Source organism: Planctomycetota bacterium, assembly GCA_035574235.1.
Lineage (GTDB): Bacteria > Planctomycetota > MHYJ01 > MHYJ01 > JACPRB01 > DATLZA01.
Genome location: DATLZA010000187.1, coordinates 1 through 23,207 on the forward strand (window position 1 = coordinate 1; position 23,207 = coordinate 23,207).

The following is a 23,207-nucleotide window of genomic DNA, read 5'->3' on the forward strand; positions in this document are numbered from 1 at the left end:
CTTCCCCCCGCCGGCCCACGTCCCCCCGGACGGCCGGGCCGCCGACGTCCCGGGCGACGGCCTCCGCCTCGCGACGCGACACCCGGTAGTTGACCGCCACGCGCGCCCCCGCCGCCGCCAGCGCGCGCGCGACCGCCGCGCCCACCCCGCGCGAGCCGCCCGTCACGAGCGCCCTCTTGCCCTTCAGGTTCATGGCGTTCTCGCCGCTCCTCCGTCCACTCCCACGACCGCGCCGGTGAGGAACGTCGCCCGGGCGGCGAAAAGCACCGCGTGGGCCACCTCCTCGGGCCGCCCCGTGCGCCCGAGAAGCGTCCGCCGGGCCGCCTCGCGCACGTCCCGGGGCGACCAGTCGCCGGTTGCGACGGGCCCCGGGCAGACGGCGTTCACCCGGACCGGAGCCAGCTCCGCGGCCAGGTACCGGGTCAGATGGATGAGGGCGGCCTTGGCGGCGCAGTAGTCGGGCCCCATGTGGAAGGGGCGCCGGCCGACGTCGCTGGCGATGTTGACGACACAACCGGCCGGCGAACGCCGGAGCAGCGGCAGCGCCTCGCGCGTCACCTCCACGGCCGAGAAAAGATTCAGCTCGAACGTGCTTCTCCAGGCCGAAAGAGGCGTGCGCTCGAAAGTTCCATGATGTTCCATCCCCCCGGCATTGTTGACGAGGATGTCGAGCCGCCCGCCCAGCCGCCGCACGAGGCGTCGCGCGTCGCGCCGGACGTCCGCCGGTATGCAGATGATTTCGCCGATCTCCCGGGCGGCCGACACGAGGGAAGCGGGATTCCGCCCGCAGATCACCACCCGGGCTCCGGCCTCATGGAAGGCGCGCGCGACGGCCTTTCCGATCCCGCGGGAACCGCCGGTGACGAGCACGGTCCGCCCCTCGAACTCCCGCGCCGGTGAAGTCCTCAAGAGACGAATCCTTCCCACGCCAGATCCCGGCGGCGCACGGGGCGCACGCCGGCCATGGCGCGCACGGCCCGCAGGAGCGACTCCTCGTCGCCGGATTCCAGGGCGACCCACCACACCCCGTGGCCGTCGGTCTGAAGGGCCGCGCGGGCGGGCCGGCCGAACTCCACGCGGCAGGCGGCGTCCCCTCCGAGGGCCGCCCGCGAGGCCTCTTCCACGAGGGCCCGGCGGGGCACCTCGAACCCCAGAAGCGTCCGCCAATAGCGGCGCGGCGAGGCGGCCAGGCGCGGCGAACCGAAGCCTCCGAGGTGCGCCAGGAGGGTGGCCGTCATGGCGCGATGTTCCTCCTCCCAGCGCGCCCCCGGCTCGGCGAACTCGTCGAAGCCCGCCTGGCTCAGGCGCGGATGAGGCGGCGCGGGGGACGGCCAGACGGCGAACACCTTTCCCGGCCCGGCGCCCCGGCGGGCGGCCAGGTCCTCGGGAATCGGAGACCAGTTCAGCGCCGCGATGGCGGGCGCGCCGTCTTTCATGTCGCCTTTCCTCCGCGCCGCGGGGACCGGAAAGATACCACAAAGCCCTCGCGGGTTCCAAAGCCCGGACCCGCCTACCGACCTCTCCTCTTTCCGGCCGACCGGCCGCCTCCCCGCACCAGCCGCCCGGCCAGAAGGTTGACCGCGGCCTCGGTCGTCTCCCGCGTGGCGTGAAAGAGCATCTCGACCACGCCCACCCGGGGAACGTCCCGCACCTCACGGAACCGCGGCAGAAAGACCACCAGGGTGAGGACGCGCAGGAGGAAGGAGAGCAGAAGAATCGTCTTGAACGGCACGTCCATGGAAAAAAGCGTCAGATCCACGGGGACCCAGGTGATCGCGCTCGAGCCCGCGAGCCCTCCGAGGAGAACCCCCAGGTTGAGCAGGAGGTTGAGGTAGGCGGTGCAGCGCGCCCGCTTGCCGGGCGTGACGGCGTCCAGGAGGAAGTTCGAGACGCTCTGGTTGAATCCCGACCAGCAGAAACCCGACCACATCTGCAGGAAGACCGCCCAGGCCACGTGCCCGGAAATCAGCCAGAGAAGCGGGAGAACCGCGATCCCGACCGACGTGGCCACGAGGACCCGCTTGTTCCCGAAGCGGTCGGACGCACGGCCCCAGAGGGGCAGGGCCGGAATCTGGACGAAGATGACGGAAGAGACGGCGACCATGTATTCGACGTAGTCGTATCCCAGCGTCCGGCGCCAGTAGGGAACGAAGAGGCAGCCCGCGAAGTGGGCGCTGAAGTTGAGGCACGCGACGAAGAGGGCGAAGCGGGCGAAGTTGGATTTCGGAAGCCGCCGGAGGAACTGCCAGAAGGTGAACCGGTCTTCCGGCCGGTGGGCCAGGGCCGGCTCGGCCATGCGGGTGAGGTAGTAGACCGAGAGGATCCGCGCCGCCAGCGCCCCGCCGAAGACCACGGCGAATCCCAGGGCCTCATGCCGGGCCCGCTCATAGACGGCCAGCCCGATCCCCGCGACGATCATCGCCGCCAGCTGCATGGTGAGGGCCAGGGCGCTGCGGCGCCCGAAGAAACGCCCGCGCGCCGCGGGAGGAACGAGGTCCCCCATGACGCTCGTCCAGGCCGGAACGCCGACGTGGAGGGAGGCGAACGACAGCACGAAGCCGCCCAGGAGCAGCCAGAATCCGTACGGCCGTCCGACCAGCGGCGCCAGAAGCATCGGCACCCAGGCCACGGCCTGAAGAGAGGAGCCTGCGACGAAGATCCGTTTGCGCCGCCCCGTGCGTTCGATGAGGACCGGGGCGAGAAGCTGCGCGCAGGCCCCGAGAAAGACGGGAATGGTGACGAGGAGCGCCACCGCCGATTCCGACGCGCCCAGAAAGAGCGCGCAGGCCGCCACGTAGGAGGCGTCTCCCAGTCCCGCCATGACGGCGAACGCCGTGCCGTCCTTTATCGAAGCGTCGAGGCTGCGCTCGACGGCCTGTTTTTCCACAAGTCCGGCGGATTATATCAAACAACGGCCGGGTTCCAGCTCCCGGTCTCCGGCGCCGCCGCGCGCCTTTTTCTTCTGGAGAAAGCGTTTCGCCGCCGGTAGGATGAGCCGCCGTGCTGGACCCGCGCACGGCGCCGTTCGTCGTCATCGACGTCGAAACCACGGGGCTCGAGCCCTCCCGCGATCGGATCTGCGAAGTGGGAGCGCTGAGGCTCGTGGGCGGCCGCGAGGAAGCGCGCTTTCATTCCCTCGTTCACCCCGGCTGCCCGATGCCCGAGGGGGCGCGCCGGACGCACGGCATTACCGACGAGATGCTCCGGGACGCGCCGCCCTTCGAGCGGATCGCGGCGGATCTCCGCCGGTTCCTGTCGGGCAGCATCCTCGTGGCCCAGAACGCGGAATTCGACATGGGCTTCCTGAACGCCGAATTCCAGAGGGCCGGGATGGCCAAGCTGGCGCTGCCGGCGGTGGACACGATCCTGCTGGCGCGGCGGGTCAAGCCGGGGCTTCCCTCCTACAACCTGGACACCCTGGCGTATCACTTCAAGGTGCGCTTCACGAGCCGGCACCGGTCGATCGGAGACTGCGAGGCCACGGGGGCCATCTTCTGGCAGTGCCTGGAGGCGCTGCGGCCCCGAACGCTGGAGGATCTCCTCAAGAAAGGCATGGTTCGAGCGTAACCGCGCCCGCAACGCCCCGGTTGCCGATTTCCTTCGGACGGGGTAGACTTCATTAACTTCATTCTAGGAGAGTTCCTCATGGCCCGACTCCTCGCGGCCGCCCTGCTCTCCGCCGCGGCGCTCTCCGGCTGCGTCCAGTATGAGCAGGCTACGACGCTCTTTCCCGACGGCTCCGGAAAGTTCACGATGTCCATGGCCTTCAAGAAGTCTCTCCTCAAGATGATCACCGAAACCGCCAAGCAGCTCGGCGGCGAAGGCGGAGCCGCCGCCGACCCTCTCGCCGAATTCCAGGACCCCGAAAAACTCGGCGCCAACTCCGAAGGCGTCGTCGCCTGGGCTCAACCCCGCCGCTCCGAGGAGGGCGAATGGGTCCGCGTCTCGGTGACCGGCTACTTTGAGGACATCAACAAGGTCCGGATCTACAACCAGAGCCCCGCCCCCGGAGAGGGTCCCGGCGGCCGCAAGACGATGTTCGCCTGCGTCTACGAGAAAACGGACGCCGGCTATGTCCTCAAGCTTCAAAACGAGGGGACGAACGAGTTCAAGAAGATGCGCGGAGAGAACGCGCCCGACGGCCAGGAGGATCTGGCCAAGGCCATGATCGAGGCGCTCAAGCCCATGCTCGAAGGACTCAAGTTCTCCGTCTCGATCACCGTGCCCGGCCCCATCCTGGAAGCCCAGGGGGTGCTCGAAACCAAGGACCGGACGGCGTCGCTGGCCATCGACGCGAAAACGCTGGTCGAGGCCATGTCCAATCCCTCCAGTCCGGAGGCCAAGCGCTTCAAGACTCTGGAGGAGTTCAAGGAGATGCGCCTGGTCTGGAAGGAGAACTCCGTCCCGGCGTCCGAGACGTCCGCCTTCAAGAAAGAACTGGCCGACGCGAAGGCCCAGTGGGCCAAGACGCTCGAGGAACATCGAGCGCGCAAGGCCGCCGAGAAGAAATAGCGCGCCCTATTTCTTCTTGTTGCCCAGCTCGGACATCTTCTTGACAACGATCCGCTGGGTCTCCTTGGAGATGTCCTTGCTCCGGAGGACCTGCTCGTAAATCGCCCGGGCTTTGTCTTCCAGGCCCAGCTGCGAGAGAGCGTGCGCCTTGTTGGAGAGGTAAAAGCTCGCGTTTCCGGGGTCCACCTCGATCGCCTCGTCGAAGTGGCGCAGCGCCTCCTCGGGGCGCCCGGCTTTCATCAGCGCCGCCGCGTAGTTGCAATGAGCCACCCCCAGATTGCGGCGCCCCTTTTCGACCGCCGTGGCCAGCTCGCGGACCGCCTCCTCCATCTTTCCCGCCGCTTCCAGCGCCGCCGCCAGCATGAAGCGCCGGTTCACGTTCAGGGGATCGCGGTCCACCATCGCCCGCAGGTCCCGGATGCGCCCCTCGTGCCCCATCCGGCCGATCCGTGTCGTCGTCATCGAAACGCTCCTTGTCATTCCCGGACAAAGGGGTTTTCCGCCCGCTCTTCGCCGATCCGCGTCTCCGGCCCGTGCCCCGGGTAGACGACGGTCCCGGGATCGAGCGTATACAGCCGCTCCAGGATGGAGCGCGCCTCCCGCTCGAAATCCCCTCCCGGCAGATCCGTCCGTCCGATGCTGCGGCGGAAAAGCGTATCCCCCGTGAACACCCGCCCCTCCCCCGCATAGCAGACGCTCCCCGGCGTGTGCCCCGGCGTGTGAAGCACCCGCAGCTCCTCCCGGCCGAAGCGCACGACGTCGCCGTCTTCGACGAACCGATCCACCGGCGCCGGCTCCGCCGCCCTCCCCAAGGGCAGTCCGAACATCCGGCCGAAGGCCGCCACCTGCTCCGGAAGCGCCTCATAGAGCTCCCGGTCGCCGGCGTGAAGGATCACCGGCGCCCCCGTGGCCTCCCGAAGCTCCCGCGTGGCCCCGATGTGATCGAAGTGCGCGTGCGTGTGCAGAAGCGCCACGACCCGGAGCCTGAGCCTCCGGATCGCCGCCAGAATCTCCGGGGCTTCGTCCCCCGGATCGATCACCACCGCCTCCCGCGTGCGCGCGTCCGCCAGCAGGTGGCAGTTGCAGCGCAGGGGGCCCACGACGAGCGGCTCGTGGATCATGTCTTCGGCGCGGGGGCGGGTTCGCCGGCGTCCAGGCGCCCGGAGATCTTCATCGAGCAGAAGCGCGGCCCGCACATCGAACAGAACTCGGCGCTCTTGAAGAAGTCGGCGGGAAGATCCTCGTCGTGATACTTCCGGGCGGTGTCCGGATCGAGCGAGAGGGCGAACTGGCGGTTCCAGTCGAAGGCGAACCTCGCCCGTGAAAGCTCGTCATCCCGGTCGCGGGCGCCCCGCCGGCCCCGGGCGACGTCGGCCGCGTGGGCGGCGATCTTGTAGGCGATCACCCCCTGCTTGACGTCCTCCTCCTTCGGAAGCCCCAGGTGCTCCTTGGGGGTCACGTAGCAGAGCATCGACGCCCCGAACTGGCCGATCACCGCCGCGCCGATCGCGCTCGTGATGTGATCGTAGCCGGGAGCGATGTCGGTCACGAGCGGACCCAGCGTGTAGAAAGGCGCCCCGTGGCACTCCTGAATCTCGCGGATCACCTGATACGGCACCTGGTCGAGGGGCACGTGGCCCGGCCCCTCGATCATGACCTGGACGTCGTGCCGCCAGGCCCGCAGGGTCAGCTCCCCCAGCGTCCGGAGCTCCGCGAACTGCGCCTCGTCGGAGGCGTCGTGGAGGCAGCCGGGCCGGAGCCCGTCCCCCAGCGAGAAGGACACGTCGTACCGCTTGAAGATTTCGCAGATCTCGTCGAAATGGGTATAGAGCGGGTTCTGACGGCGATGGCGGACCATCCACTCGGCGATGAGCGATCCGCCCCGGGAGACGATCTTCGTGATCCGGTTCTTGACGAGCGGAAGGTGCTCGAGAAGCACCCCCGCGTGGATGGTCATGTAGTCCACGCCCTGGCGCGCCTGCCGCTCGATGACGTCGAGCATGTCCTGCGGCGTCAGGTCCGCGATCTCCCGGACGTGCTGGGCCATCTGGTAAATGGGCACCGTCCCGACCGGAACCGTGGACGCCTCGATGATCGCGCGGCGGATCTCGTCGAGGTTCCCGCCCGTCGAAAGATCCATGACGGTGTCGGCGCCGTAGTGGACGGCGACGTGGAGCTTGCGGAGCTCGCCTTCGAGGTTCGAGGTGACGGCGGAGTTGCCGATGTTGGCGTTGATCTTGCACCGGAAGGCGATTCCGATTCCCATGGGGTCGAGCCGATGCTTGAGGTGCTCGACGTTGGCGGGGAGAATGGCGCGCCCCTCGGCGACCTCGCGCCGCACGAACTCGGGGTCCAGCCCCTCGCGCTCGGCGACCCGCTTCATCTCCGGCGTCACCTCGCCCTGACGGGCGCGGTGCATCTGCGTGACGTTCGGCATGACCGTTCCTTCCCTTGAGACCGCCCGGCGGCGGTCGCGTCCCACCCGGCCGCCCGGATCAGACGGCGACGACCTGCTTGATCTCCGGCAGCGACGCGCGGATCTCGTTCTCGATCCCCATCTGGAGCGTCATCGCGCTCGAAGGGCACCCCTGGCAGGACCCCTGAAAGCGGATGTAGACGATTCCCTCCTCCTCGTTCACGTTGACGAGCTCGACGTGGCCGCCGTCCATCTGAACGTACGGCCGGATGCGGTCGAGCACTTCGTCCACCCGCCGGTAGAGGTCCGAAACCGGGGAAAACGCCGGCATTTCCGGGGGCCGGTCCGCGTCGCCCATGGCCGCCTCCGTTACGTGGTGAACGACTGCCCGCAGCCGCACGAGCTCTTGACGTTGGGGTTCTTGATCGAGAACCCGGAGCCCATGAGGCCCTCGCTGTAATCGAGGAGCGAGCCGCTCAGATGAAGAATGCTCCGGGGATCCACGAGGACCTTCACCCCCGTGGCCTCATGAACGAACACCTTGTCGTCCGGCCGCGGGGCGTCGAAGTCCATGAAGTACGTCAGGCCCGAGCAGCCGCCGCCCTGCACGCCCAGGCGCAGTCCGGTCGAGGCCGGATCCTTCTTCTCGGCCTCGAGAAGCGCCTTGAGCTTCTCGGCGGCCTTGTCGGAAATGGCGATCTGGCCGGAGAAGCGCGAGGGCGCCTCCTTGGGGGCCACGATCACCTCGGGTCCGGGAGTCCGCGTCGATTCCGTCATGAGGGTGCCTCCTTCACCGCGCCTCTATCTTACTTCGTCGAGGCCGTTTTGCCTTCACTTTTCACGCCCGGGTAGAGGGGGGAGAGCGCCCGCAGTCGGGCGACCGCGTCCCGCAGCAGCTCCCACGTCCGATCCACCTCCTCGGCCGTGGTGAAACGCCCCAGCCCGAAGCGGATCGACGCCCGCGCCAGGGGTTCGTCCACCCCCAGGGCCGCCAGGACGTACGGCGGCTCCAGCTTCGCCGAGGCGCAGGCGCTGCCCGTCGAAACCGCCACCTCGCCGAGGGAGAGAATCAGGCTCTCGCCCTCGACGTACGCGAAGCTCACGTTGAGGTTGCCGGGAAGCCGCCGCTCCAGGCTCCCGTGGAGATACACATGATCGAGGTTGTCGAAGATGTGCCGCCGGAGGCGTTCGCGGAGAGCCAGAATCCGGGGCGCCTCCTCGGGCATCTCCCGCGCCGCCAGCGCGCACGCCCGCCCGAATCCGACGACGAGCGGAACCGGCACCGTCCCGGAGCGCCGCCCGCCTTCGTGCCCCCCGCCGTCCAGGAGCGGCACGAGCTTCACGCGCGGGCGCCGGCGCCGCACGTAGAGCGCCCCGACGCCCTTGGGGCCGTACATCTTGTGCGCCGAAAGGGACGCCAGATCGATCCGCATCGCCTCCACGTCCACCGGCACTTTGCCGGCCGCCTGCGCGAGATCCGAGTGGAAGAGCACCCCCCGCTCCCGGCAGATCCGCCCGATTTCCTCCACCGGCTGAAGCACGCCGATCTCGTTGTGCGCGTACATCACGGAGACGAGCACTGTGCGGTCGGTGATCGCCTCCCGCAGCCGGTCGAGATCCAGAAGCCCGTCCCGCCGGACGGGAAGATACGTCACCCGCGCCCGGCCCGACCGCTCCAGCGCCCGGCACGTCTCCAGGACGGCCGGATGCTCGGTGGCGACGGTCACGATGTGGTCGCCCTTCTCGCGGTACGCCTCGAGCGTTCCCTTGATCGCGAGGTTGTCGCTTTCGGTCGCGCCGCTCGTGAAGACGATCTCCGACGGATCGGCGTGGAGGAGGGACGCCACCTCGGCCCGCGCGGCCTCGACCGCCTCGTGCGCCTCCCGCCCGAAGGCGTGGATCCTGCTGGCGGGGTTGCCGAACTTCTCGGTGAAATAGGGGAGCATCGCCTCGAGGACCCGGGGATCCACGGGCGTGGTCGCGTGGCAATCCAGATAGATGCGCGCCATGGTCTCCTCCCTATCCTAGCGACCGGGAGGATGGAGAGAAAGGGCGGCGTGGCCGGCTACCGCCCGGGAGGCACGCTCGTGACCACAAGCCTCGGTCGGTCCGGCGGCGCCGCGGCTTCGCGCGAGGCCACGAGGATCGCGTCGTCGTGGGTCGGATGCGCGATGAGAAACCCATGGTTCCTTGACGGATCGTCCACCCACGCCTGGACGACCGCCACGCCCTCCGGATTGAGCTTCAGCGAGTACCGGCCGGGCGCGGCGGGCGCCACCCGCCCCAGCACGACGCGCCCCCGATCGGCGGAACCCGCCAGCCCCGGCGCCTGCCAGGGGGTCGCGGAGGTCGCCCGGTTCCAGGTAACCTGCGTCTCGGACCAGTCCCGCCGGACTTCGAAAAGATCGAAGGAACGGCCCGCGCTCGCGTCCAGGACGGTCAGCTCAAGCGCCACGGACAGAACCCGGCTGCCCCGTGGAAGCGCGGCAAGGTCCCAGCGGAGGAGAATCGCCCGGTCGTCGCCGGTCCCCTGTGTGTCCCCGTCCGCGTAGAGCGCTTCCGCGCGGCCGCCGTTCTTTTCCCGCAGCGCCGCCCGCTCCCAGATCTGCGCGTCGCGCGTTCCTTCATAGCGCGGCGTGGGCGCCACCCCGTCCTGGAACGCCGTCGTCACCGCCCGCTCCGATCCCAGCGTCACGTCCGCCCCCGGCGCCGCCACCGCGAAGAACCCCGCCGGCACATCAACCGCCTGGCCGTCCGAAAGACGCGCCAGCCGCACCCGCCCCCTCCGCACTTCGAGGCGCGTGGTTCCCTCCTCGACGAGGAGGCGAAAGGTCGTCCCGACCACCCTCGCTTCCGCGTGAGGCGAAGCGACCACGAGCGGCCGCCCCTCGGGCTGCCGCGCCGCTTCGACCGTGATCGTCCCCCTCTCCAGGATGGCCCTCTTGCCCCGCTCGGGACCCACGTCGAAGATCTCCCGAAGCCGGGTCCCGTCGGGGTAGACCGCGACGGCACGGCCGCCCGGAGCGACCTCCAGCGCCGCGCCCGGCGGAATCGGGCGGCCCCCGGCCGACGGCGCGCCGTCGAGCAGCACTCCCCCTTCCGCCGCCGCAAGCAGGGCCGCCGCAGGGACCGTGACCGGCCGCACGGGCGGCGCCGGAGGAGTCGGCGTCGGCGCCGGGGACGGAACGGGCTCCAGGGGCCGCGGCGGGGGCTTCGGCGCCGGCTCCGATTCCCGGCGCGGCTCCGGCCGGACCGGGAGCTCCGCAGGACGCGGCGGCGCCGGCAGGGGGGTCTCGCGCGGCGGCTCGACCCGCTCTTCGGGCGGCACGGGCTCCGGAGCGCGAACGGTCGGAACCGGCGGCGCGGCCGATCGCGGGCGGGAAGCGATCACCGCCGCGCCGGCCAGCGCTGCAAGCAGTCCCGCCGCCGCCAGGATGGGAACGAGCGGCGAACGGGAAGGCCGGACGGCAAGCAGGCGGCGCGAACGCATCCGCCGGCGCGCCGTCGCCGGGAGCGCGGGGGCCACGTCCTCCTGGAGAACCTCCGGGAGAAGCACCTCCTGCCGGAGCGCCCGCGCGAAGGCCCCCCTTGCGCCCGCGTCCGTCCGAAGGAGGCGCTCCAGCTCGCGCACCTCCTCCTCGGCGAGGTCGCCCTCGAGGTATCCGGCAATCAGCTCGCGGAGGTCCCGCATCAGACGGCTCCCCCCGAAAGGCCCTCGCGAAGCCGGCCGCTGACGCACTCGGCCAGCCGCTGCCGGAGCCGCTTCAGGACGCCCTTCACGCCGTCGGTCGAACGCCCCACCGCGGCGGCGATCGAGGCCAGCGGCGCGTTCTCGAGGTAGCGCAGGGTCAGGATCCGACGGCTCTCGGCCGGCAGGAGGCCCACGCACTCCTTGAGCGCCCCCCGATGCTCCTCCCACGCCTCGGGCTCCTGCTCGAGGAGAACCCCCACGGACTCCAGCGTCTCGGGCGCCAGGGCCAGCGGCCGGCGACCCGTTTTGCGGAGCTCCGCCCAGCTCACCCGGCGCGCGATCTCGCGCACCCAGGCGCCGAAATCCGACCCCTCCCGGAACTCCGCATGCTTGCGGAGGGCCACGATGAAGACCTCCTGGAAGACGTCCTCCGCCAAATGGGGGTCCGGCACGAGCGCGCGGATGAACGCCTGGATCATCAGGCGCTCCCGCGTCAGAAGCCGGACGACGCCCTCGGAATCCATGCGGAGTCTCCTATCGGACGTCAAACGTCCCGCTGATCAGGTTGTGATCCGAAGGCCGCACGCCCTTGTCGTCGGACGTTCCCAGCTTGAGGACGACGTTCGTGTTCGACAGATCGCGCTGGTCGGGCACCTCGCCGCTGCGAACGGTTGCGGTCGAGGCGCCTCTGGAGACGAAAACGTAGTCGAGCTTGCTCCGGCGGGTCCGGACGTTGAGATTCGGCGGATTATCGGGATACGACGAGGCCGTGCCCAGGCTGAGGGCGATCTTCCAGGCGTCGTGGTAGGCGCCCGCCTCGGTCATCTCGGCGTACTCCGAGGTCGAGGGGTGCGCGTTGAAGTCGCCCGCGATGAAGCGGGGCTCGGCGAACTTCGCGGCGAAGCGCTTGAGGGCGTCGATCTCCGCCAGCCGCAGGCGCTGCCCGTACGTGCCGGTGGTGCCGATGTCCACCCAGTAAAGGTGGGTCGAGAACACGTTGATCCGCCTTCCGGAGACGTCGACCGTCGCCTGGGCCACGGACATGCCGGAATCCTTCACCACGGGATCCGAATAGCCCGTATCGTCCCTGAAGTACAGGCCCCCCCGCGCGACGATGGGCCACTTGGAAAGGATGGCGTTTCCCTCCGCCTTGGACGGGTTATCCCGAATGAAATGAACATACCACGTGACCCCCGTCCGAAGAGACATCTCCGTGGCAATCCGCAGGGCCAGGGTATCCGTATCGGAACTGTTGAAGCTTCGGACCTCGCACAGCGCAATGACGTCGGCGCTCTGGGCCGCCAGGAGGGCCGCCTGCCGCTTGTGGTTGTAGACATTATCCGTCCCGATGCCGTGATGGAGGTTGTAACTGACGATTTTCAACCGGAAGGCCGCCGAGGAGGTGCCGTCGGATTCCGCAAGAATCGTCGCGTCGCGCTTCTGGGCGCCCGGGGCGGAGGTCAGGAAGGCCGAGGGAGAAAGAACGATCTGATCGATCGAGATGCCGTCTTCGCGTTGCTGGACGCGGATTTTCTGCCACCCCGTCGAGGCGAAGTAGATGTGGGACCCGAGGCCGTTCCATCCGTTGTCCTCCCACCCCCATCCCGACAGCCCCACGCCGTCGCCCGACTCGATGACGACGACCGCCGAGGAAGTCGTCCCGATCCGCCATGCGGCGGCGCCGCTTGCGGTGACGGACCCGGAGAATTGAACGTGGACGGAGTCGTTGGCGTAGTGGTCGCGGTCCGCCCTTCCCCGGATCCACAGGTGGTACGGCGTACCCGAGGAGGCGTAGAAGCTCATTTCGAAGTACGAGGAGGGCGAGGCCAGGGCGGTGACGATCTTGGGGGTTCCCTGGTCGGGGTTATAGATCCGATATCCACCGGCCGCGCCGGCGTCCGCCACGACGCTCCAGTTCCCCACCCGCACCGGGGCCTCGGATGCATAAAGGACGATCTCGGCCGGCGCGGCGGCGGGAGCGGCGGCCGGCGAGGCTTCGCGCGCCCCCAGTGCCAGGGCGGCGAGAGTCATCAGGACGGCGGCTCCCCGAAGGCGGTCGGTCATGCCAGGCTCCTTTCCCAAGCGGACTCCGGCCGGGATTCCCCGGCCCGTGGCGTATGTCCCGAGAGGGCGCGCGGTGTCGCGAAAAATGGAATCCCCCCGCCGCCCGCTTCCCCCAGGGCCGGGCCTCTTCTATAATGGGCCGCCATGGCGTACGTGGTGGCCGCGATCCCCGACCTCTTCTTCCGCTCCAAGGTGCTCGAAACGGCCAGGACCCTGGGGGTGCGGGTGGAGGTGGCGCGGGACGCCGACGAGGTCTTTCAGAAAGTGCGCCTGGAAAAACCGGCGCTGGTGCTCATGGATCTCCAGGCGACGGCCCTGCGGCCTCTGGAGACGCTGCCGACCCTCCAGGAGGTGCCCGTGGTGGGATTTCTCGCCCACGAGGCCGTGGATCTTCGGGAACAGGCCTTGGCCGCGGGCTGCTCGGAAGTCCTGACCAAAGGCCAGTTTGCGGCCTCCCTCCCCGCCCTCCTCCGCCGTGCCCTATAAGAGTCCCCTGGAACCGATCCTGCGCGCGCGCGGCGCCGTCTATGGCCGGGTCGGCGACGCCGAGGTCCCGCTCCATTTCGGCGACCCGGCCGCGGAAATCGAGGCGCTCCGGACCGGTCCGGCCGCCGTGGACCTGGGCTGGCGGGCGCTCGTCGAGGTCACCGGCCGCGACCGGGTGCGCTTCGTCCACGGCATGTGCACCCAGGACGTGAAGGGAATGGCTCCCGGCCAGGGGCGCGCGGCGGCGGCGGTCACGCGCCAGGGGAAGATGGTGGCCGACCTCGTCGTGCGGATGCATCCGGACCGCCTCTCCCTGGAAACCGACCGCGCGGCGCTGCCCGCGCTTCTCGAAACCTTCACGAAGTTCATCGTCGCCGACGATGTCCGGCTGGACGTCTCCTCCCGGACGGCGATCGGACGCTATGGGCCGGGGACGGCTCCCGCGCGTCCCGCCCGGCCGTTCGATTGGACGGAACTCGAGGACGGATCGTGGGTCTGCAAGGATCCCACGCTGGGCGTCGAAGGGTACGTCCGATGGACGCCTCCCGAGGCGACGCCCGCCTTCGGGGGCGAGCGATGGGCCGGCTTCCAGGCGTGGGAGACGCTGCGGATCGAGAACGGCTTCCCGCGATGGGGCGCGGACATGGGACCCGACGTCCTGCCGATGGAGGCGGGACTGGAGCCGATCGCGATCAGCTACTCCAAGGGCTGTTACGTCGGGCAGGAAGTGATCCAGCGGGTCAAGACCTACAGCGAACCGCCCAAGATGCTCGTCCAGCTGGAGGTGACCGGCGCCCAGCCCGGCGAGCGAATCCTGGCCGGCGGCCAGGACATCGGGCACGTCACGAGCGCCACCCCCCGCGTCGCCCTGGGTTACGTCCGCAAGGAATTCAAGAATCCCGGCACGGAGGTTTCGGTCGGCTCCCGAAGGGCCGTCGTGCGGGCCCTGCCCTGGCAGGTCCGCGGGGCTACGGCCTGAGATAGCGGCGGGTGCCGGAAGCGGGAAGCGCGTCGGCCGGCGTCCGCAGGCAGGGGCGTTCCGCCTGTCCGGCCCGCAGGGCGCGAGCCAGGTCCAGCGTCTGGAGGCGCTCCCGAAGACCCGCGAACCACGGTTCGAAGGCCGGTCCCGCCGGCGGCCGGATCAGGATTTTCCCGTCCGGAAGCGTCATCTCCAGCCCGGTGGGGTGGGCCGCCAGGGGAACGACCACCCAATCGCGATGGAGGTCCAGGGAGTCGGTGAGCCGGTAGACGCGCTCGACCTGTTCGGCGGTCAGGACATTCATGGCGCCGGCCCATGATAGCGTTGGATCGTTCCGCCTTCAATCGGCGGCGTCCGGAAAGAGGACCTTTTTGGTACGATTTCTCTTGACGCTCCCGGCGGCCGCCGCTAAGGTGAGAAGGTCGGACCCGCCCCGGGGTCCGGGGGCCTTCCATGATCCGGATGACCCGCCTGACGGACTACGGGATCCTTCTCCTGACGCTCTTCGCGCGGGACCCGCGCCGCCCGATGCGGAGCGCGCGGGACCTGGCCGAGGAGTCGCGGCTCCCGCGGCCCACGGTGAGCAAGATCCTGAAGGTGCTGGCCCGGCACGGGCTCCTGGAGGCGCACCGGGGGGTGAAGGGCGGCTTCACGCTGGCCCGCCGTCCGGAAGAGGTCACGGTGGCGGACGTGGTTTCGGCGCTTGAGGGCCCGATCGGGGTCACGGAGTGCACGGCGCACGCCGGAAGCTGCGGGCTGGAGCGGATCTGCGTCGTGCGGAGCAACTGGAGGACGATCAACCGAGCGGTGATCGAGGCGCTGCGGAAGGTCACGCTCGCCGAGATGGCCCGGCCCGCGGCCGGCATCCCGGTGGAATTCGCGCGCCCGGTCGCCCAGAAGGGGTGAGTTTCATGGCCGATTCCGACCGCAACACGATCGAGCGCCTGGCGGCGCAGGAATACCAGTACGGGTTCGTCACCCCCGTCGAGGAGGAGAAGGCGCCCAAGGGACTCAACGAGGGCGTCATCCGCCTCATCTGGGAGAAGAAGCAGGAGCCCGACTGGATGCTGGAGTGGCGGCTGCGGGCCTACCGGCACTGGCTGACGATGAAGGAGCCGCGGTGGGCCAACCTCCGGTATCCCACGATCGACTATCAGGACCTCCACTACTACGCGGCCCCGAAGATGAAGGCGCGGCCCAAGAGCCTGGACGAGGTGGACCCCGAGATCCGCCGCACCTACGAGAAGCTCGGAATCCCGCTGGCGGAGCAGGAGCGCCTGGCGGGGGTCGCCGTGGACGCCGTCTTCGACAGCGTCTCGGTGGCCACGACCTTCAAGGAAAAGCTGCGCTCTCTCGGGATCATCTTCTGCTCCTTCTCGGAGGCGCTCCAGGAGCACCCCGAGCTCGTGCGCGCGTGGCTGGGGACGGTCGTCCCCTACACGGACAACTTCTTCGCCACCCTTAACTCCGCCGTGTTCTCGGACGGCTCCTTCGTCTATGTCCCCAAGGGCGTCCGCTGCCCGATGGAGCTTTCGACGTACTTCCGGATCAACGCCCGGCAGACGGGCCAGTTCGAGCGCACGCTCATCATCGCGGACGAAGGCGCGTACGTCAGCTACCTGGAAGGCTGCACCGCTCCGATGCGGGACGAGAACCAGCTCCACGCGGCGGTGGTGGAGCTCGTGGCCCTCGACGGCGCGACGATCAAGTACTCGACGGTCCAGAACTGGTACCCCGGGGACAAGGAGGGCCGCGGCGGCATCTTCAACTTCGTGACCAAGCGCGGCCGCTGCAAAGGCCGGGGGTCGCGCATCACCTGGACCCAGGTGGAAACCGGAAGCGCCATCACCTGGAAGTACCCGAGCTGCATTCTCCAGGGGGAAGGCTCGGTCGGCGAATTCTACTCCGTGGCCGTGGTCAACAACTACCAGCAGGCCGACACCGGCACGAAGATGATCCACATCGGGAAAAACACCCGCTCGACGGTCATCTCCAAGGGCATCTCCGCCGGCCGCGGCCAGAACACGTACCGGGGGCTCGTGCAGATCCTCCCGACCGCGCACCAGGCGCGCAACTACTCCCAGTGCGACTCGCTGCTCCTGGGGGATCTCTGCGGCGCCCATACGTTCCCGTACCTGGACGTCCAGAACCCGACGGCGCAGATCGAGCACGAGGCCTCCACGTCCAAGATCAGCGAGGACCAGCTCTTCTACTGCCGCCAGCGGGGGCTCTCCTCCGAGGACGCCGTCAACCTCATCGTCAACGGCTTCTGCAAGCGGGTGTTCAAGGAACTGCCCATGGAATTCGCCGTCGAAGCCCAGAAACTTCTGAGCGTCTCTCTCGAAGGGAGCGTCGGATAATGCTCGAGATCCGCAACCTGCACGCCGGCGCCGGCGACAAACCCATCCTCAAGGGCCTGTCCCTGACGATCCGGGCGGGCGAGGTGCACGCCGTCATGGGCCCCAACGGGTCCGGCAAGAGCACCCTGGCCCACGTCCTGGCCGGGCGGGACGGCTTCACCGTCACGGCCGGCGAGGTCCTCTACCGGGGCCGCAACCTTCTGGCGATGACCCCGGAGGAGCGCGCCCGCGAAGGGCTCTTCCTCGGCTTCCAGTATCCCGTCGAAATCCCCGGCGTGGGCAACGCGTATTTCCTCCGCAGCGCCTATAACGCGATCCGCAAGCACCGCGGCCAGCCGGAGCTCGACGCCGCGGACTTCCTCAAGCTCCTCAAGGAAAAAGCCCGCCTCGTCGGAATCGGCGAATCCCTTCTCACGCGCCCCGTCAACGAGGGCTTCTCCGGCGGCGAGAAGAAGCGCAACGAAATTCTCCAGATGCTGGTCCTCGAGCCCGCCCTGGCGATCCTCGACGAGACGGATTCCGGGCTCGACATCGACGCCCTCAAGGTGGTGGCCGAGGGCATCAACCGGATGCGCTCCCCCGAGCGGGGCATCCTTCTGATCACCCACTACCAGCGGCTCCTGGACTACGTGACGCCGGACCGCGTGCACGTGCTCGCGGACGGGCGCCTGGTCAAATCCGGCGGGAAGGAACTGGCCCGCACGCTCGAGGAGCGCGGCTACGCCTGGGTCGAGAAGGAAGGAGCGGGCGTGTGACGGCGCGCACGATGGACGTCCGGGATCCCTACGTGACGGAGTTCGAGCGCGCGGTCCGCTCGCTCCCGGGCGCGGCCGCCTTCCGCCGCCGGGGCCTCGAGCGTTTCCGGGAGCGGGGCTTCCCCGAGCCCACTGCGGAGGCCTGGCGCTTTACGGACCTCACGCCGCTGCTGGAAACCTCCTTCCGGGCGGCTTCCGGGACCGCCAACCCCGCCCAGTTCGCCGGCCTGGCCCGGGGACCGCTGCGGGGCTGCCAGATCGCCTTCGTGGACGGCCGGTACGCCCCGGCCTTCTCGCTTCTGGAGCTCCCTCCGGGGGTGCGCGTCTCGAGCCTCGCAGCGGTCCTGCGGGACGATCCCCGCCGCGTCGAACCGTGGCTGGGCTCGCTCGTGGGCCCCGACGGCGAGGCCTTCCCCGCCCTCAACGCGGCGTTCTTCTCCGACGGCGTCTTCCTCTTCCTCCCGCGAGGCGTCGAATTCCCCCGCCCGATCCACATCCTCTTCCTCTCCTCCCTTCACGGGGAGGCGTACATGACGCACCCGCGGGTGCTCGTCGTGGCCGAGGAGAACGCCCGGGCTTCGATCGTCGAAAGCCACCTGGGTCCCGCGGGGGGCACGTATCTGTCGAACTCCGTCGTGGAAATCGTCCTGGGGGCCGACGCGGCGCTCGACTACACCAAAGTGCAGCGCGAAAGCCACGACGCCTTCCACGTGCAGGCGATGCGCGCGCGCCTCGAGCGCGGCGCGCAGTTCGTCCACCGGTCGATCTCGCTGGGGGCGCGCCTGGCGCGCAACGACTTCGAGATCGTCCTCGACGGCGAAGGAAGCGAAGTGGACCTTCTCGGGCTCTACGAAGTGGCCGGCCGCCAGCTGGCCGATCACCACACCTCGATCGACCACGTCCGGCCCCATGCCGTCAGCCGCGAGCTGTACAAGGGGATCCTCGACGGACGCTCGCGGGGCGTCTTCGACGGGCGGATCGTCGTCCGGCCCGGGGCCCAGAAGACGAGCGCCCTCCAGACGAACAAGAACCTCCTTCTCTCGCGCGAGGCCCTGGTCCACACGAAGCCGCAGCTCGAAATCTTCGCCAACGACGTCAAGTGCAAGCACGGCGCCACGATCGGGCAGCTCGACGAAGACGTCCTCTTCTACCTGCGCTCGCGGGGGATCGCCCTGGCGGAGGCGCGGCGGCTGCTCGTCCACGCCTTCGCGAGCGAAATCATCGATTCGATCCGCGACGAGGCGGTGCGGGCCCAGGTGGGCGGCTGCTACGGAATCCTGCGGGCGCCGGCGCCGCCGGAGGGCGCGGCATGAGCGCCCCCGTCGCCCGTTCCGCCCCGGCGTACGACGTCGAGCGCATCCGCCGGGATTTCCCGATCCTGGCGACCCGCGTGCGAGGCAAGCCCCTCGTCTACCTCGACAACGCCGCCACGACCCAGAAGCCCCGGCCGGTCCTCGAGGCGGTCTCCCGCTACTACACGTCGATGAACGCCAACATCCACCGGGGCGTGCACTACCTGAGCGAGCTGGGCACGCGCGCCTACGAGGACGCCCGCGCCCGGGTGGCCCGCTTCCTCGGGACCCCCGATCCGCGGGAGATCGTTTTCGTCCGCGGAGCCACCGAGGCGATCAATCTCGTCGCCCACAGCTTCGGACGCGCGTTCCTCCGGGAAGGAGACGAAATCCTCGTCACCCGCCTCGAGCACCATTCGAACATCGTCCCCTGGCAGATCCTGCGGGAAGAGAAGGGCATCGTCCTGCGGGTGGTTCCGATCGACGATCGCGGAGAGCTGATCCTGGAGGATTTCGAACGGATGCTCACGCCGCGGACGAAGCTCGTCTCCGTGGCGCACGTTTCGAACGCCCTGGGGACGATCCTGCCGGTGGCGCGGATCGTGCGGACGGCGCGCGAGCGCGGGATCCCGGTCCTCGTGGACGGAGCGCAGGCCGTCGCGCACCTGCCCGTGAACGTGCGCGACCTCGGGTGCGACTTCTACGTGTTCTCGGGGCACAAGCTCTACGGCCCCACGGGGGTCGGCGTCCTCTGGGCGCGCGCCGAGCACCTCGAGCGGATGCCCCCCTACCAGGGCGGCGGCGAGATGATTCTTTCGGTGAGCTTCGAGCGCACCGAGTACAACCGGATCCCGCACAAGTTCGAGGCGGGCACTCCGCACATCGAAGGCGTGGTGGGCCTGGCGCCGGCGCTGGACTATCTGGCGGGCCTCGGGCTCGAGGCGATCGGCGCCCACGAGCGGGATCTCCTCGAGTACGCGACGGAGGCGCTGTCCGAGATTCCCGGCCTGCGCCTCCTGGGAACGGCGCGGGAAAAGTCGGGCGTGATCTCCTTCACCCTGGACGGGGTGCATCCCCACGACGTGGGGACGATCCTGGACCAGGAGGGCGTGGCCATCCGCACGGGGCACCATTGCGCGCAGCCCGTGATGGAGCGCTTCGGCGTGCCCGCCACGGCGCGGGCCTCCTTCGGGCTCTATAACACCCGGGCCGAGGTGGACGCGCTGGTCGCGGCGCTGCGGAAGGTGCGGGCCGTGTTCCGGACGTGACGCGATGGAAGATCTGGGCGATCTCTACCAGGAACTGATCCTCGATCATTACAGGAACCCGAGGAATTTCGGGACCCTGCCGGGCGCGAACCGCTCGGCCCGCGGGCACAACCCGCTGTGCGGGGATCGGCTGGATCTGGCGGTGCGTCTGGAGGGGGACCGCATCGCCGACCTGCGCTTCCAGGGCGCCGGCTGCGCGATCTCCACGGCGTCCGCGTCGCTGATGACCGAGGCGGTCAAGGGCCGGGCGCGGCCGGAGGCCCTGGCGCTTTTCGAGAAATTCCACCGCCGCGTCACCGGCCGCGAGGAGGGCGCCCCCTCCGAGGACCTGGGCAAACTCGAGGTCTTCTCAGGCGTCCGGGAGTTCCCCGTCCGGGTCAAGTGCGCCACCCTGGCCTGGCACACGCTCAAGGCCGCCCTCGAAGGGACCGGAGGAACCGTTTCGACCGAATAGCCAGGAGGAGAAAACCATGATGCCGCCCCTGTACCCTCCCGACCTCGTGCAGCCCATGCGCGACGAGCTGACGGCCGTGGGATTCCGGGAGCTGCTCACGCCCGAGGAGGTGGACCGCGCGGTGACCGCGCCGGGCACAACCCTGTGCGTGATCAACTCCATCTGCGGCTGCGCCGGCGGCACCGCCCGGCCGGCCGCGGCGAGGGCGCTTCAGAACCGGGTCATCCCGGATCGGCTCGTGACCGTCTTCGCCGGCATGGAGCGCGAGGCGGTCGAGCGCGTGCGCTGGCACCATCGCGAAACGGCGCCTCCCTCGTCCCCCTCCATGGTCCTTTTCAAGGACGGACGCGTCGTCGCGATGATCGAGCGCTCGGACATCGAGGGCCGCGCCCCGGAGGAGCTGGCGGCGCGGCTGGTCGCGCTTTTCAACGAACATTGCGCGCGGCCGGGGCCGTCGATTCCGCCCGAGGAGTTCGCCCGCCTGAGCTACGGCCGGACCTGCGGATCGTCGATCCCCCGCGCGCCGAGGTAGTCCGCCATGATCGAACTTTCCCGCGACGTGGTCGCCACCGTGATCCCCTACGGCCAGAAGGTCCCTCTCCCCAAAGGAAGCCGCGTGGAGATCACCCAGGAGCTCGGCGGAAGCTTCACCGTCCTTTCGGACTACGGACTTCTGCGCATCGAGGGCAAGGATGCCGACGCCCTCGGCCGCGAAAAACCCCCGGGAACCCCGGAGCTTCCCGCCGAGGCCCCCACGGACGTCAAGGAGGTGGCCCGCCGGGTGTGGGACCAGCTCAAGACCTGTTACGACCCCGAGATCCCGGTCAACATCGTCGAGCTCGGCCTCGTGTATGAGAACAAGGTCGAGCCCCATCCGGAAGGCGGCTGGAAGGTGGAGGTGAAGTTCACCCTCACCGCCCCCGGCTGCGGCATGGGCGGGATCCTCCAGCAGGAGGCGCGCGAGAAGATTCTGTCGATCCCGGGCGTCCGCGAGGCTCAGGTCGAGGTGGTCTTCGACCCTCCCTGGAATCCGTCGATGATGTCCGAGGCGGCGCGGCTCCAGCTCGGGTTCATGTAAGCCCCGGCCCGGGCTTCAGACCTCGATCCGCTCCGCGTGGGTGTAGACGTTGAAGTCGTCCTCCCGCAGGAATCCGACGAGCGTCACGCCGAACTCCCGGGCGGTTTCGACCGCCAGACTCGAGGGGGCCGACACGGCGCACACGAGGGGCACGCGCGCCATGACGGCCTTCTGAACGATTTCGAAGCTGGCGCGCCCGCTGACCATGAGGATGTGGTGGTCCAGGGGCACGCGGTCCTGGATGAGCATGTGCCCGATCGCCTTGTCCACCGCGTTGTGCCGGCCCACGTCCTCGTGGAGCACGTGGAGCACCCCGTGCTCGTCGAACACCCCCGCCGCGTGCAGCCCGCCCGTCTTCTCGAACAGGGTCTGGGCCTTGCGGAGGGAATGCCCCAGACCGTAGATCACGTCCAGCCGCACCTTGAGCTTCGAAGCGCTGGGCTTGGCGAGGATCTTGATCTGCTCGATGGCCGCCTTCCCGCAGATCCCGCAGGAGCTCGTGGCGTAGAAGTTCCGCCGCAGGCGCGAGAGGTCCGGCTTGTGGCCCGAGGCGAAGGTGAAGTTGACGATGTTCTTGTGGTGGGGATCGTCCGTCTTCTCGCAGTAGCGCAGCGACCCGATCTCGCGGGCCCCGTGAAGAAGCCCCTCCGTGTAGAGAAACCCGGCCGTCAGCGCGAAGTCGTCCCCCGGCGTGCGCATCGTGACGGCCACCGGCTCGTCATGGATGCGGATCTCGAGAGGCTCCTCCACCGCGAGGTGATCCTCGAACTGATGATGCTGATGGCGCTGGGAGGCGGGAGGCTCGCGGCGGATCGAGATCTTGCGGGTTTCGTGGCGGGCGATTTTGGGAAGCGACATGGCCGACATTCTACCCGCGCACCGGGGCCGGCTTCAACCCCTTCCCCGCGCCCAGAAGCTTGAGCGTCTCGCGCATGAAGGCCGGCAGATCGTCCGGCGTTCTCGAGGTCACGAGGTTCCGGTCCACCACGACCTCCTCGTCCACGTACCGCGCCCCCGCGTTGACGACGTCGTCCTTGATCGCCGAGAAGCACGTGACGGTGCGGCCCCGCAGGATCCCCGCCGACACGCACACCCAGAGCGCGTGGCAGATCGCCGCCACGATCTTCCCCTGACGGTCCATCTCCGCCACGAACTTGAGCACGGATTCGTGCCGCCGCAGGCGGTCCGGAGCGTAGCCGCCGGGAACCACCACGAGATCGAAATCGCGCGCCCGGGCTTCCTTCGCGTCCCCTTCCGCCGCCACGGGATACCCGAGCTTGCTCTTGTATTCGGGCTTGCCGGTTCCCAGGAAGACCGTCCGGACGCCGGCCTCGCGCAGCCGATACGCGGGATACCACACCTCCATTTCCTGGTAGAGGTCTTCCACCAGGATCGCCGCCGCCCTCGTTCCGTTCTTCATGCCGTGTCCTTTCCCGGCGCGGCCGCCCGGCGGCCCCGCTCAAGCGCCTGCAGAATCCGATCCACCCGCCGGCGCCGCTCGTGCAGGTCCTCGTGCGGCGCGTCCGTGCGCCGGATCATGCGGTGAAGCGCCGCCTGCTCGCCGCGGAGAAGGTCGCGCAGGAGGGCCCCGTCGTCGTCCTTCCGTTCCACCGTGTACGCCATCGCGGGCCGATCCTCTCCCGCCCGGGCCGCCCCTCCCGCTTCATCGTAGGAGGCCGGGCGACCGACTTCAACGCGAACCGGCGGCTCCCAGAAATTGCTCGAGTCAGTCCCGGCGGCGCTGGCCTCGGAGGGGCTGGGGTTCCATCGGACCGCGCTGGGGCTTGATGTTACTTTTTGGTGAGAGAAAGAAAGTAAGGCGTGTCGAACCCTTCCACGACAGCGTATTTGT

At 69.2% G+C, this 23,207-nt stretch carries 29 protein-coding genes; 12 read left to right on the plus strand and 17 right to left on the minus strand.

Annotated features, from left to right (window positions below; genetic code table 11):
• The 4 genes from VNO22_17645 to VNO22_17660 all read right to left on the minus strand — a co-directional run.
• Window positions 1–193, minus strand: a 193-nt coding sequence (locus VNO22_17645; protein ID HXG63198.1) for an SDR family NAD(P)-dependent oxidoreductase, incomplete at its 3' end; no start/stop codon positions are given.
• On the minus strand, window positions 190–909 hold the full coding sequence (locus VNO22_17650) for an SDR family oxidoreductase (protein ID HXG63199.1): 720 nt from the start codon (window positions 907–909) through the stop codon (window positions 190–192). The genes VNO22_17645 and VNO22_17650, both read right to left, overlap by 4 nt.
• On the minus strand, window positions 906–1,436 hold the full coding sequence (locus tag VNO22_17655; GenBank protein ID HXG63200.1) for a hypothetical protein: 531 nt from the start codon (window positions 1,434–1,436) through the stop codon (window positions 906–908). Before VNO22_17655 ends, VNO22_17650 begins: the two co-directional genes overlap by 4 nt.
• 74 nt (window positions 1,437–1,510) lie before the next feature.
• Window positions 1,511–2,887, minus strand: coding sequence for an MFS transporter (locus tag VNO22_17660; GenBank protein HXG63201.1), 1,377 nt, complete (start codon window positions 2,885–2,887; stop codon window positions 1,511–1,513).
• Between the two features lie 113 nt (window positions 2,888–3,000).
• Here VNO22_17660 and VNO22_17665 point away from each other — a divergent pair, with 113 nt between their 5' ends.
• The gene (locus VNO22_17665; protein ID HXG63202.1) at window positions 3,001–3,567 is read left to right on the plus strand and encodes a 3'-5' exonuclease; all 567 of its coding nucleotides are present in this window, start codon (window positions 3,001–3,003) and stop codon (window positions 3,565–3,567) included.
• Window positions 3,568–3,645: 78 nt separating this feature from the next.
• The gene (locus VNO22_17670; GenBank protein HXG63203.1) at window positions 3,646–4,512 is read left to right on the plus strand and encodes a hypothetical protein; all 867 of its coding nucleotides are present in this window, start codon (window positions 3,646–3,648) and stop codon (window positions 4,510–4,512) included.
• Between the two features lie 6 nt (window positions 4,513–4,518).
• Here VNO22_17670 and VNO22_17675 read toward each other — a convergent pair whose 3' ends face one another.
• Genes VNO22_17675 through VNO22_17715 form a run of 9 tightly spaced genes read right to left on the minus strand, consistent with a single transcriptional unit; the run spans window position 4,519 to window position 12,683 of the window.
• Window positions 4,519–4,974 carry a tetratricopeptide repeat protein gene (locus VNO22_17675; protein ID HXG63204.1) on the minus strand — a complete coding sequence of 152 codons (456 nt, stop codon included), beginning with the start codon at window positions 4,972–4,974 and terminating at the stop codon, window positions 4,519–4,521.
• 14 nt (window positions 4,975–4,988) lie between these two features.
• Window positions 4,989–5,633, minus strand: a complete 645-nt coding sequence (locus VNO22_17680) for an MBL fold metallo-hydrolase (protein ID HXG63205.1) — start codon at window positions 5,631–5,633, stop codon at window positions 4,989–4,991.
• The gene (gene thiC / locus VNO22_17685) at window positions 5,630–6,994 is read right to left on the minus strand and encodes a phosphomethylpyrimidine synthase ThiC (GenBank protein HXG63206.1); all 1,365 of its coding nucleotides are present in this window, start codon (window positions 6,992–6,994) and stop codon (window positions 5,630–5,632) included. Before thiC ends, VNO22_17680 begins: the two co-directional genes overlap by 4 nt.
• A 13-nt stretch (window positions 6,995–7,007) precedes the next feature.
• Entirely contained in the window at window positions 7,008–7,286 is a 279-nt protein-coding gene (locus VNO22_17690; protein ID HXG63207.1) for a NifU family protein, read from the minus strand.
• Window positions 7,287–7,297: 11 nt separating this feature from the next.
• Window positions 7,298–7,705, minus strand: coding sequence for an iron-sulfur cluster assembly accessory protein (locus VNO22_17695; protein HXG63208.1), 408 nt, complete (start codon window positions 7,703–7,705; stop codon window positions 7,298–7,300).
• A 29-nt stretch (window positions 7,706–7,734) separates the two neighbouring features.
• Window positions 7,735–8,937 (minus strand): IscS subfamily cysteine desulfurase, encoded by a 1,203-nt coding sequence (locus tag VNO22_17700; GenBank protein ID HXG63209.1) that lies wholly within the window; start codon window positions 8,935–8,937, stop codon window positions 7,735–7,737.
• 56 nt (window positions 8,938–8,993) lie between these two features.
• Window positions 8,994–10,619 (minus strand): DNRLRE domain-containing protein, encoded by a 1,626-nt coding sequence (locus tag VNO22_17705; protein HXG63210.1) that lies wholly within the window; start codon window positions 10,617–10,619, stop codon window positions 8,994–8,996.
• On the minus strand, window positions 10,619–11,143 hold the full coding sequence (locus VNO22_17710; protein ID HXG63211.1) for a sigma-70 family RNA polymerase sigma factor: 525 nt from the start codon (window positions 11,141–11,143) through the stop codon (window positions 10,619–10,621). The genes VNO22_17705 and VNO22_17710 overlap by 1 nt, the downstream gene beginning before the upstream one ends.
• A gap of 10 nt (window positions 11,144–11,153) precedes the next feature.
• Complete coding sequence (locus VNO22_17715; GenBank protein ID HXG63212.1) at window positions 11,154–12,683, minus strand: endonuclease/exonuclease/phosphatase family protein; 1,530 nt, start codon at window positions 12,681–12,683, stop codon at window positions 11,154–11,156.
• A 144-nt stretch (window positions 12,684–12,827) separates the two neighbouring features.
• Between VNO22_17715 and VNO22_17720 the strand changes: the two genes are divergently transcribed.
• Together VNO22_17720 and VNO22_17725 are read left to right on the plus strand one after the other, a co-directional pair.
• The gene (locus VNO22_17720) at window positions 12,828–13,169 is read left to right on the plus strand and encodes a response regulator (protein HXG63213.1); all 342 of its coding nucleotides are present in this window, start codon (window positions 12,828–12,830) and stop codon (window positions 13,167–13,169) included.
• The gene (locus tag VNO22_17725; GenBank protein ID HXG63214.1) at window positions 13,159–14,148 is read left to right on the plus strand and encodes a glycine cleavage T C-terminal barrel domain-containing protein; all 990 of its coding nucleotides are present in this window, start codon (window positions 13,159–13,161) and stop codon (window positions 14,146–14,148) included. The genes VNO22_17720 and VNO22_17725 overlap by 11 nt, the downstream gene beginning before the upstream one ends.
• Here the strand turns inward: VNO22_17725 and VNO22_17730 are convergent.
• Window positions 14,138–14,452: a hypothetical protein gene (locus VNO22_17730; GenBank protein ID HXG63215.1), complete on the minus strand. Its 315-nt coding sequence runs from the start codon at window positions 14,450–14,452 to the stop codon at window positions 14,138–14,140. The genes VNO22_17725 and VNO22_17730 overlap by 11 nt on opposite strands.
• A 158-nt stretch (window positions 14,453–14,610) precedes the next feature.
• On the opposite strand from VNO22_17730, the gene VNO22_17735 reads away from it, so the two are divergent.
• From VNO22_17735 to sufT, 8 genes are read left to right on the plus strand one after another with little or no spacing between them, the layout of a single operon-like run.
• Entirely contained in the window at window positions 14,611–15,054 is a 444-nt protein-coding gene (locus tag VNO22_17735; GenBank protein ID HXG63216.1) for an SUF system Fe-S cluster assembly regulator, read from the plus strand.
• A gap of 5 nt (window positions 15,055–15,059) precedes the next feature.
• Window positions 15,060–16,508, plus strand: coding sequence for a Fe-S cluster assembly protein SufB (gene sufB / locus VNO22_17740; GenBank protein ID HXG63217.1), 1,449 nt, complete (start codon window positions 15,060–15,062; stop codon window positions 16,506–16,508).
• Window positions 16,508–17,263, plus strand: coding sequence for a Fe-S cluster assembly ATPase SufC (gene sufC / locus VNO22_17745; protein HXG63218.1), 756 nt, complete (start codon window positions 16,508–16,510; stop codon window positions 17,261–17,263). Before sufB ends, sufC begins: the two co-directional genes overlap by 1 nt.
• Window positions 17,260–18,576, plus strand: a complete 1,317-nt coding sequence (gene sufD / locus VNO22_17750; protein ID HXG63219.1) for a Fe-S cluster assembly protein SufD — start codon at window positions 17,260–17,262, stop codon at window positions 18,574–18,576. Before sufC ends, sufD begins: the two co-directional genes overlap by 4 nt.
• The gene (locus tag VNO22_17755; protein HXG63220.1) at window positions 18,573–19,823 is read left to right on the plus strand and encodes a cysteine desulfurase; all 1,251 of its coding nucleotides are present in this window, start codon (window positions 18,573–18,575) and stop codon (window positions 19,821–19,823) included. The genes sufD and VNO22_17755 overlap by 4 nt, the downstream gene beginning before the upstream one ends.
• A 4-nt stretch (window positions 19,824–19,827) precedes the next feature.
• Window positions 19,828–20,277, plus strand: a complete 450-nt coding sequence (locus VNO22_17760; protein ID HXG63221.1) for an SUF system NifU family Fe-S cluster assembly protein — start codon at window positions 19,828–19,830, stop codon at window positions 20,275–20,277.
• Between the two features lie 16 nt (window positions 20,278–20,293).
• Window positions 20,294–20,809, plus strand: coding sequence for a BrxA/BrxB family bacilliredoxin (locus VNO22_17765; protein HXG63222.1), 516 nt, complete (start codon window positions 20,294–20,296; stop codon window positions 20,807–20,809).
• Window positions 20,810–20,815: 6 nt separating this feature from the next.
• Window positions 20,816–21,355 carry a putative Fe-S cluster assembly protein SufT gene (gene sufT, locus VNO22_17770; protein ID HXG63223.1) on the plus strand — a complete coding sequence of 180 codons (540 nt, stop codon included), beginning with the start codon at window positions 20,816–20,818 and terminating at the stop codon, window positions 21,353–21,355.
• A gap of 15 nt (window positions 21,356–21,370) precedes the next feature.
• Here the strand turns inward: sufT and fdhD are convergent, their stop codons facing one another.
• Genes fdhD through VNO22_17785 form a run of 3 tightly spaced genes read right to left on the minus strand, consistent with a single transcriptional unit; the run spans window position 21,371 to window position 22,978 of the window.
• A complete protein-coding gene (fdhD, locus tag VNO22_17775) occupies window positions 21,371–22,213 on the minus strand; it encodes a formate dehydrogenase accessory sulfurtransferase FdhD (GenBank protein ID HXG63224.1) in 843 nt (280 codons plus the stop codon).
• A 10-nt stretch (window positions 22,214–22,223) separates the two neighbouring features.
• A complete protein-coding gene (locus VNO22_17780) occupies window positions 22,224–22,775 on the minus strand; it encodes a type 1 glutamine amidotransferase domain-containing protein (protein ID HXG63225.1) in 552 nt (183 codons plus the stop codon).
• Window positions 22,772–22,978, minus strand: coding sequence for a hypothetical protein (locus tag VNO22_17785; GenBank protein ID HXG63226.1), 207 nt, complete (start codon window positions 22,976–22,978; stop codon window positions 22,772–22,774). The genes VNO22_17780 and VNO22_17785 overlap by 4 nt, the downstream gene beginning before the upstream one ends.
• Window positions 22,979–23,207: the final 229 nt, after the last annotated feature.

Coding starts and splice junctions, on each gene's coding strand:
- VNO22_17655 (HXG63200.1), bottom strand. CDS start 1,436: ATGAAAGACGGCGCGCCCGCCATCGCGGCGCTGAACTGGTCTCCGATT.
- VNO22_17670 (HXG63203.1), top strand. CDS start 3,646: ATGGCCCGACTCCTCGCGGCCGCCCTGCTCTCCGCCGCGGCGCTCTCC.
- VNO22_17675 (HXG63204.1), bottom strand. CDS start 4,974: ATGACGACGACACGGATCGGCCGGATGGGGCACGAGGGGCGCATCCGG.
- VNO22_17680 (HXG63205.1), bottom strand. CDS start 5,633: ATGATCCACGAGCCGCTCGTCGTGGGCCCCCTGCGCTGCAACTGCCAC.
- VNO22_17690 (HXG63207.1), bottom strand. CDS start 7,286: ATGGGCGACGCGGACCGGCCCCCGGAAATGCCGGCGTTTTCCCCGGTT.
- VNO22_17695 (HXG63208.1), bottom strand. CDS start 7,705: ATGACGGAATCGACGCGGACTCCCGGACCCGAGGTGATCGTGGCCCCC.
- VNO22_17700 (HXG63209.1), bottom strand. CDS start 8,937: ATGGCGCGCATCTATCTGGATTGCCACGCGACCACGCCCGTGGATCCC.
- VNO22_17705 (HXG63210.1), bottom strand. CDS start 10,619: ATGCGGGACCTCCGCGAGCTGATTGCCGGATACCTCGAGGGCGACCTC.
- VNO22_17710 (HXG63211.1), bottom strand. CDS start 11,143: ATGGATTCCGAGGGCGTCGTCCGGCTTCTGACGCGGGAGCGCCTGATG.
- VNO22_17715 (HXG63212.1), bottom strand. CDS start 12,683: ATGACCGACCGCCTTCGGGGAGCCGCCGTCCTGATGACTCTCGCCGCC.
- VNO22_17720 (HXG63213.1), top strand. CDS start 12,828: ATGGCGTACGTGGTGGCCGCGATCCCCGACCTCTTCTTCCGCTCCAAG.
- VNO22_17730 (HXG63215.1), bottom strand. CDS start 14,452: ATGAATGTCCTGACCGCCGAACAGGTCGAGCGCGTCTACCGGCTCACC.
- VNO22_17735 (HXG63216.1), top strand. CDS start 14,611: ATGACCCGCCTGACGGACTACGGGATCCTTCTCCTGACGCTCTTCGCG.
- sufB (HXG63217.1), top strand. CDS start 15,060: ATGGCCGATTCCGACCGCAACACGATCGAGCGCCTGGCGGCGCAGGAA.
- sufC (HXG63218.1), top strand. CDS start 16,508: ATGCTCGAGATCCGCAACCTGCACGCCGGCGCCGGCGACAAACCCATC.
- VNO22_17755 (HXG63220.1), top strand. CDS start 18,573: ATGAGCGCCCCCGTCGCCCGTTCCGCCCCGGCGTACGACGTCGAGCGC.
- VNO22_17760 (HXG63221.1), top strand. CDS start 19,828: ATGGAAGATCTGGGCGATCTCTACCAGGAACTGATCCTCGATCATTAC.
- VNO22_17765 (HXG63222.1), top strand. CDS start 20,294: ATGATGCCGCCCCTGTACCCTCCCGACCTCGTGCAGCCCATGCGCGAC.
- sufT (HXG63223.1), top strand. CDS start 20,816: ATGATCGAACTTTCCCGCGACGTGGTCGCCACCGTGATCCCCTACGGC.
- fdhD (HXG63224.1), bottom strand. CDS start 22,213: ATGTCGCTTCCCAAAATCGCCCGCCACGAAACCCGCAAGATCTCGATC.
- VNO22_17780 (HXG63225.1), bottom strand. CDS start 22,775: ATGAAGAACGGAACGAGGGCGGCGGCGATCCTGGTGGAAGACCTCTAC.
- VNO22_17785 (HXG63226.1), bottom strand. CDS start 22,978: ATGGCGTACACGGTGGAACGGAAGGACGACGACGGGGCCCTCCTGCGC.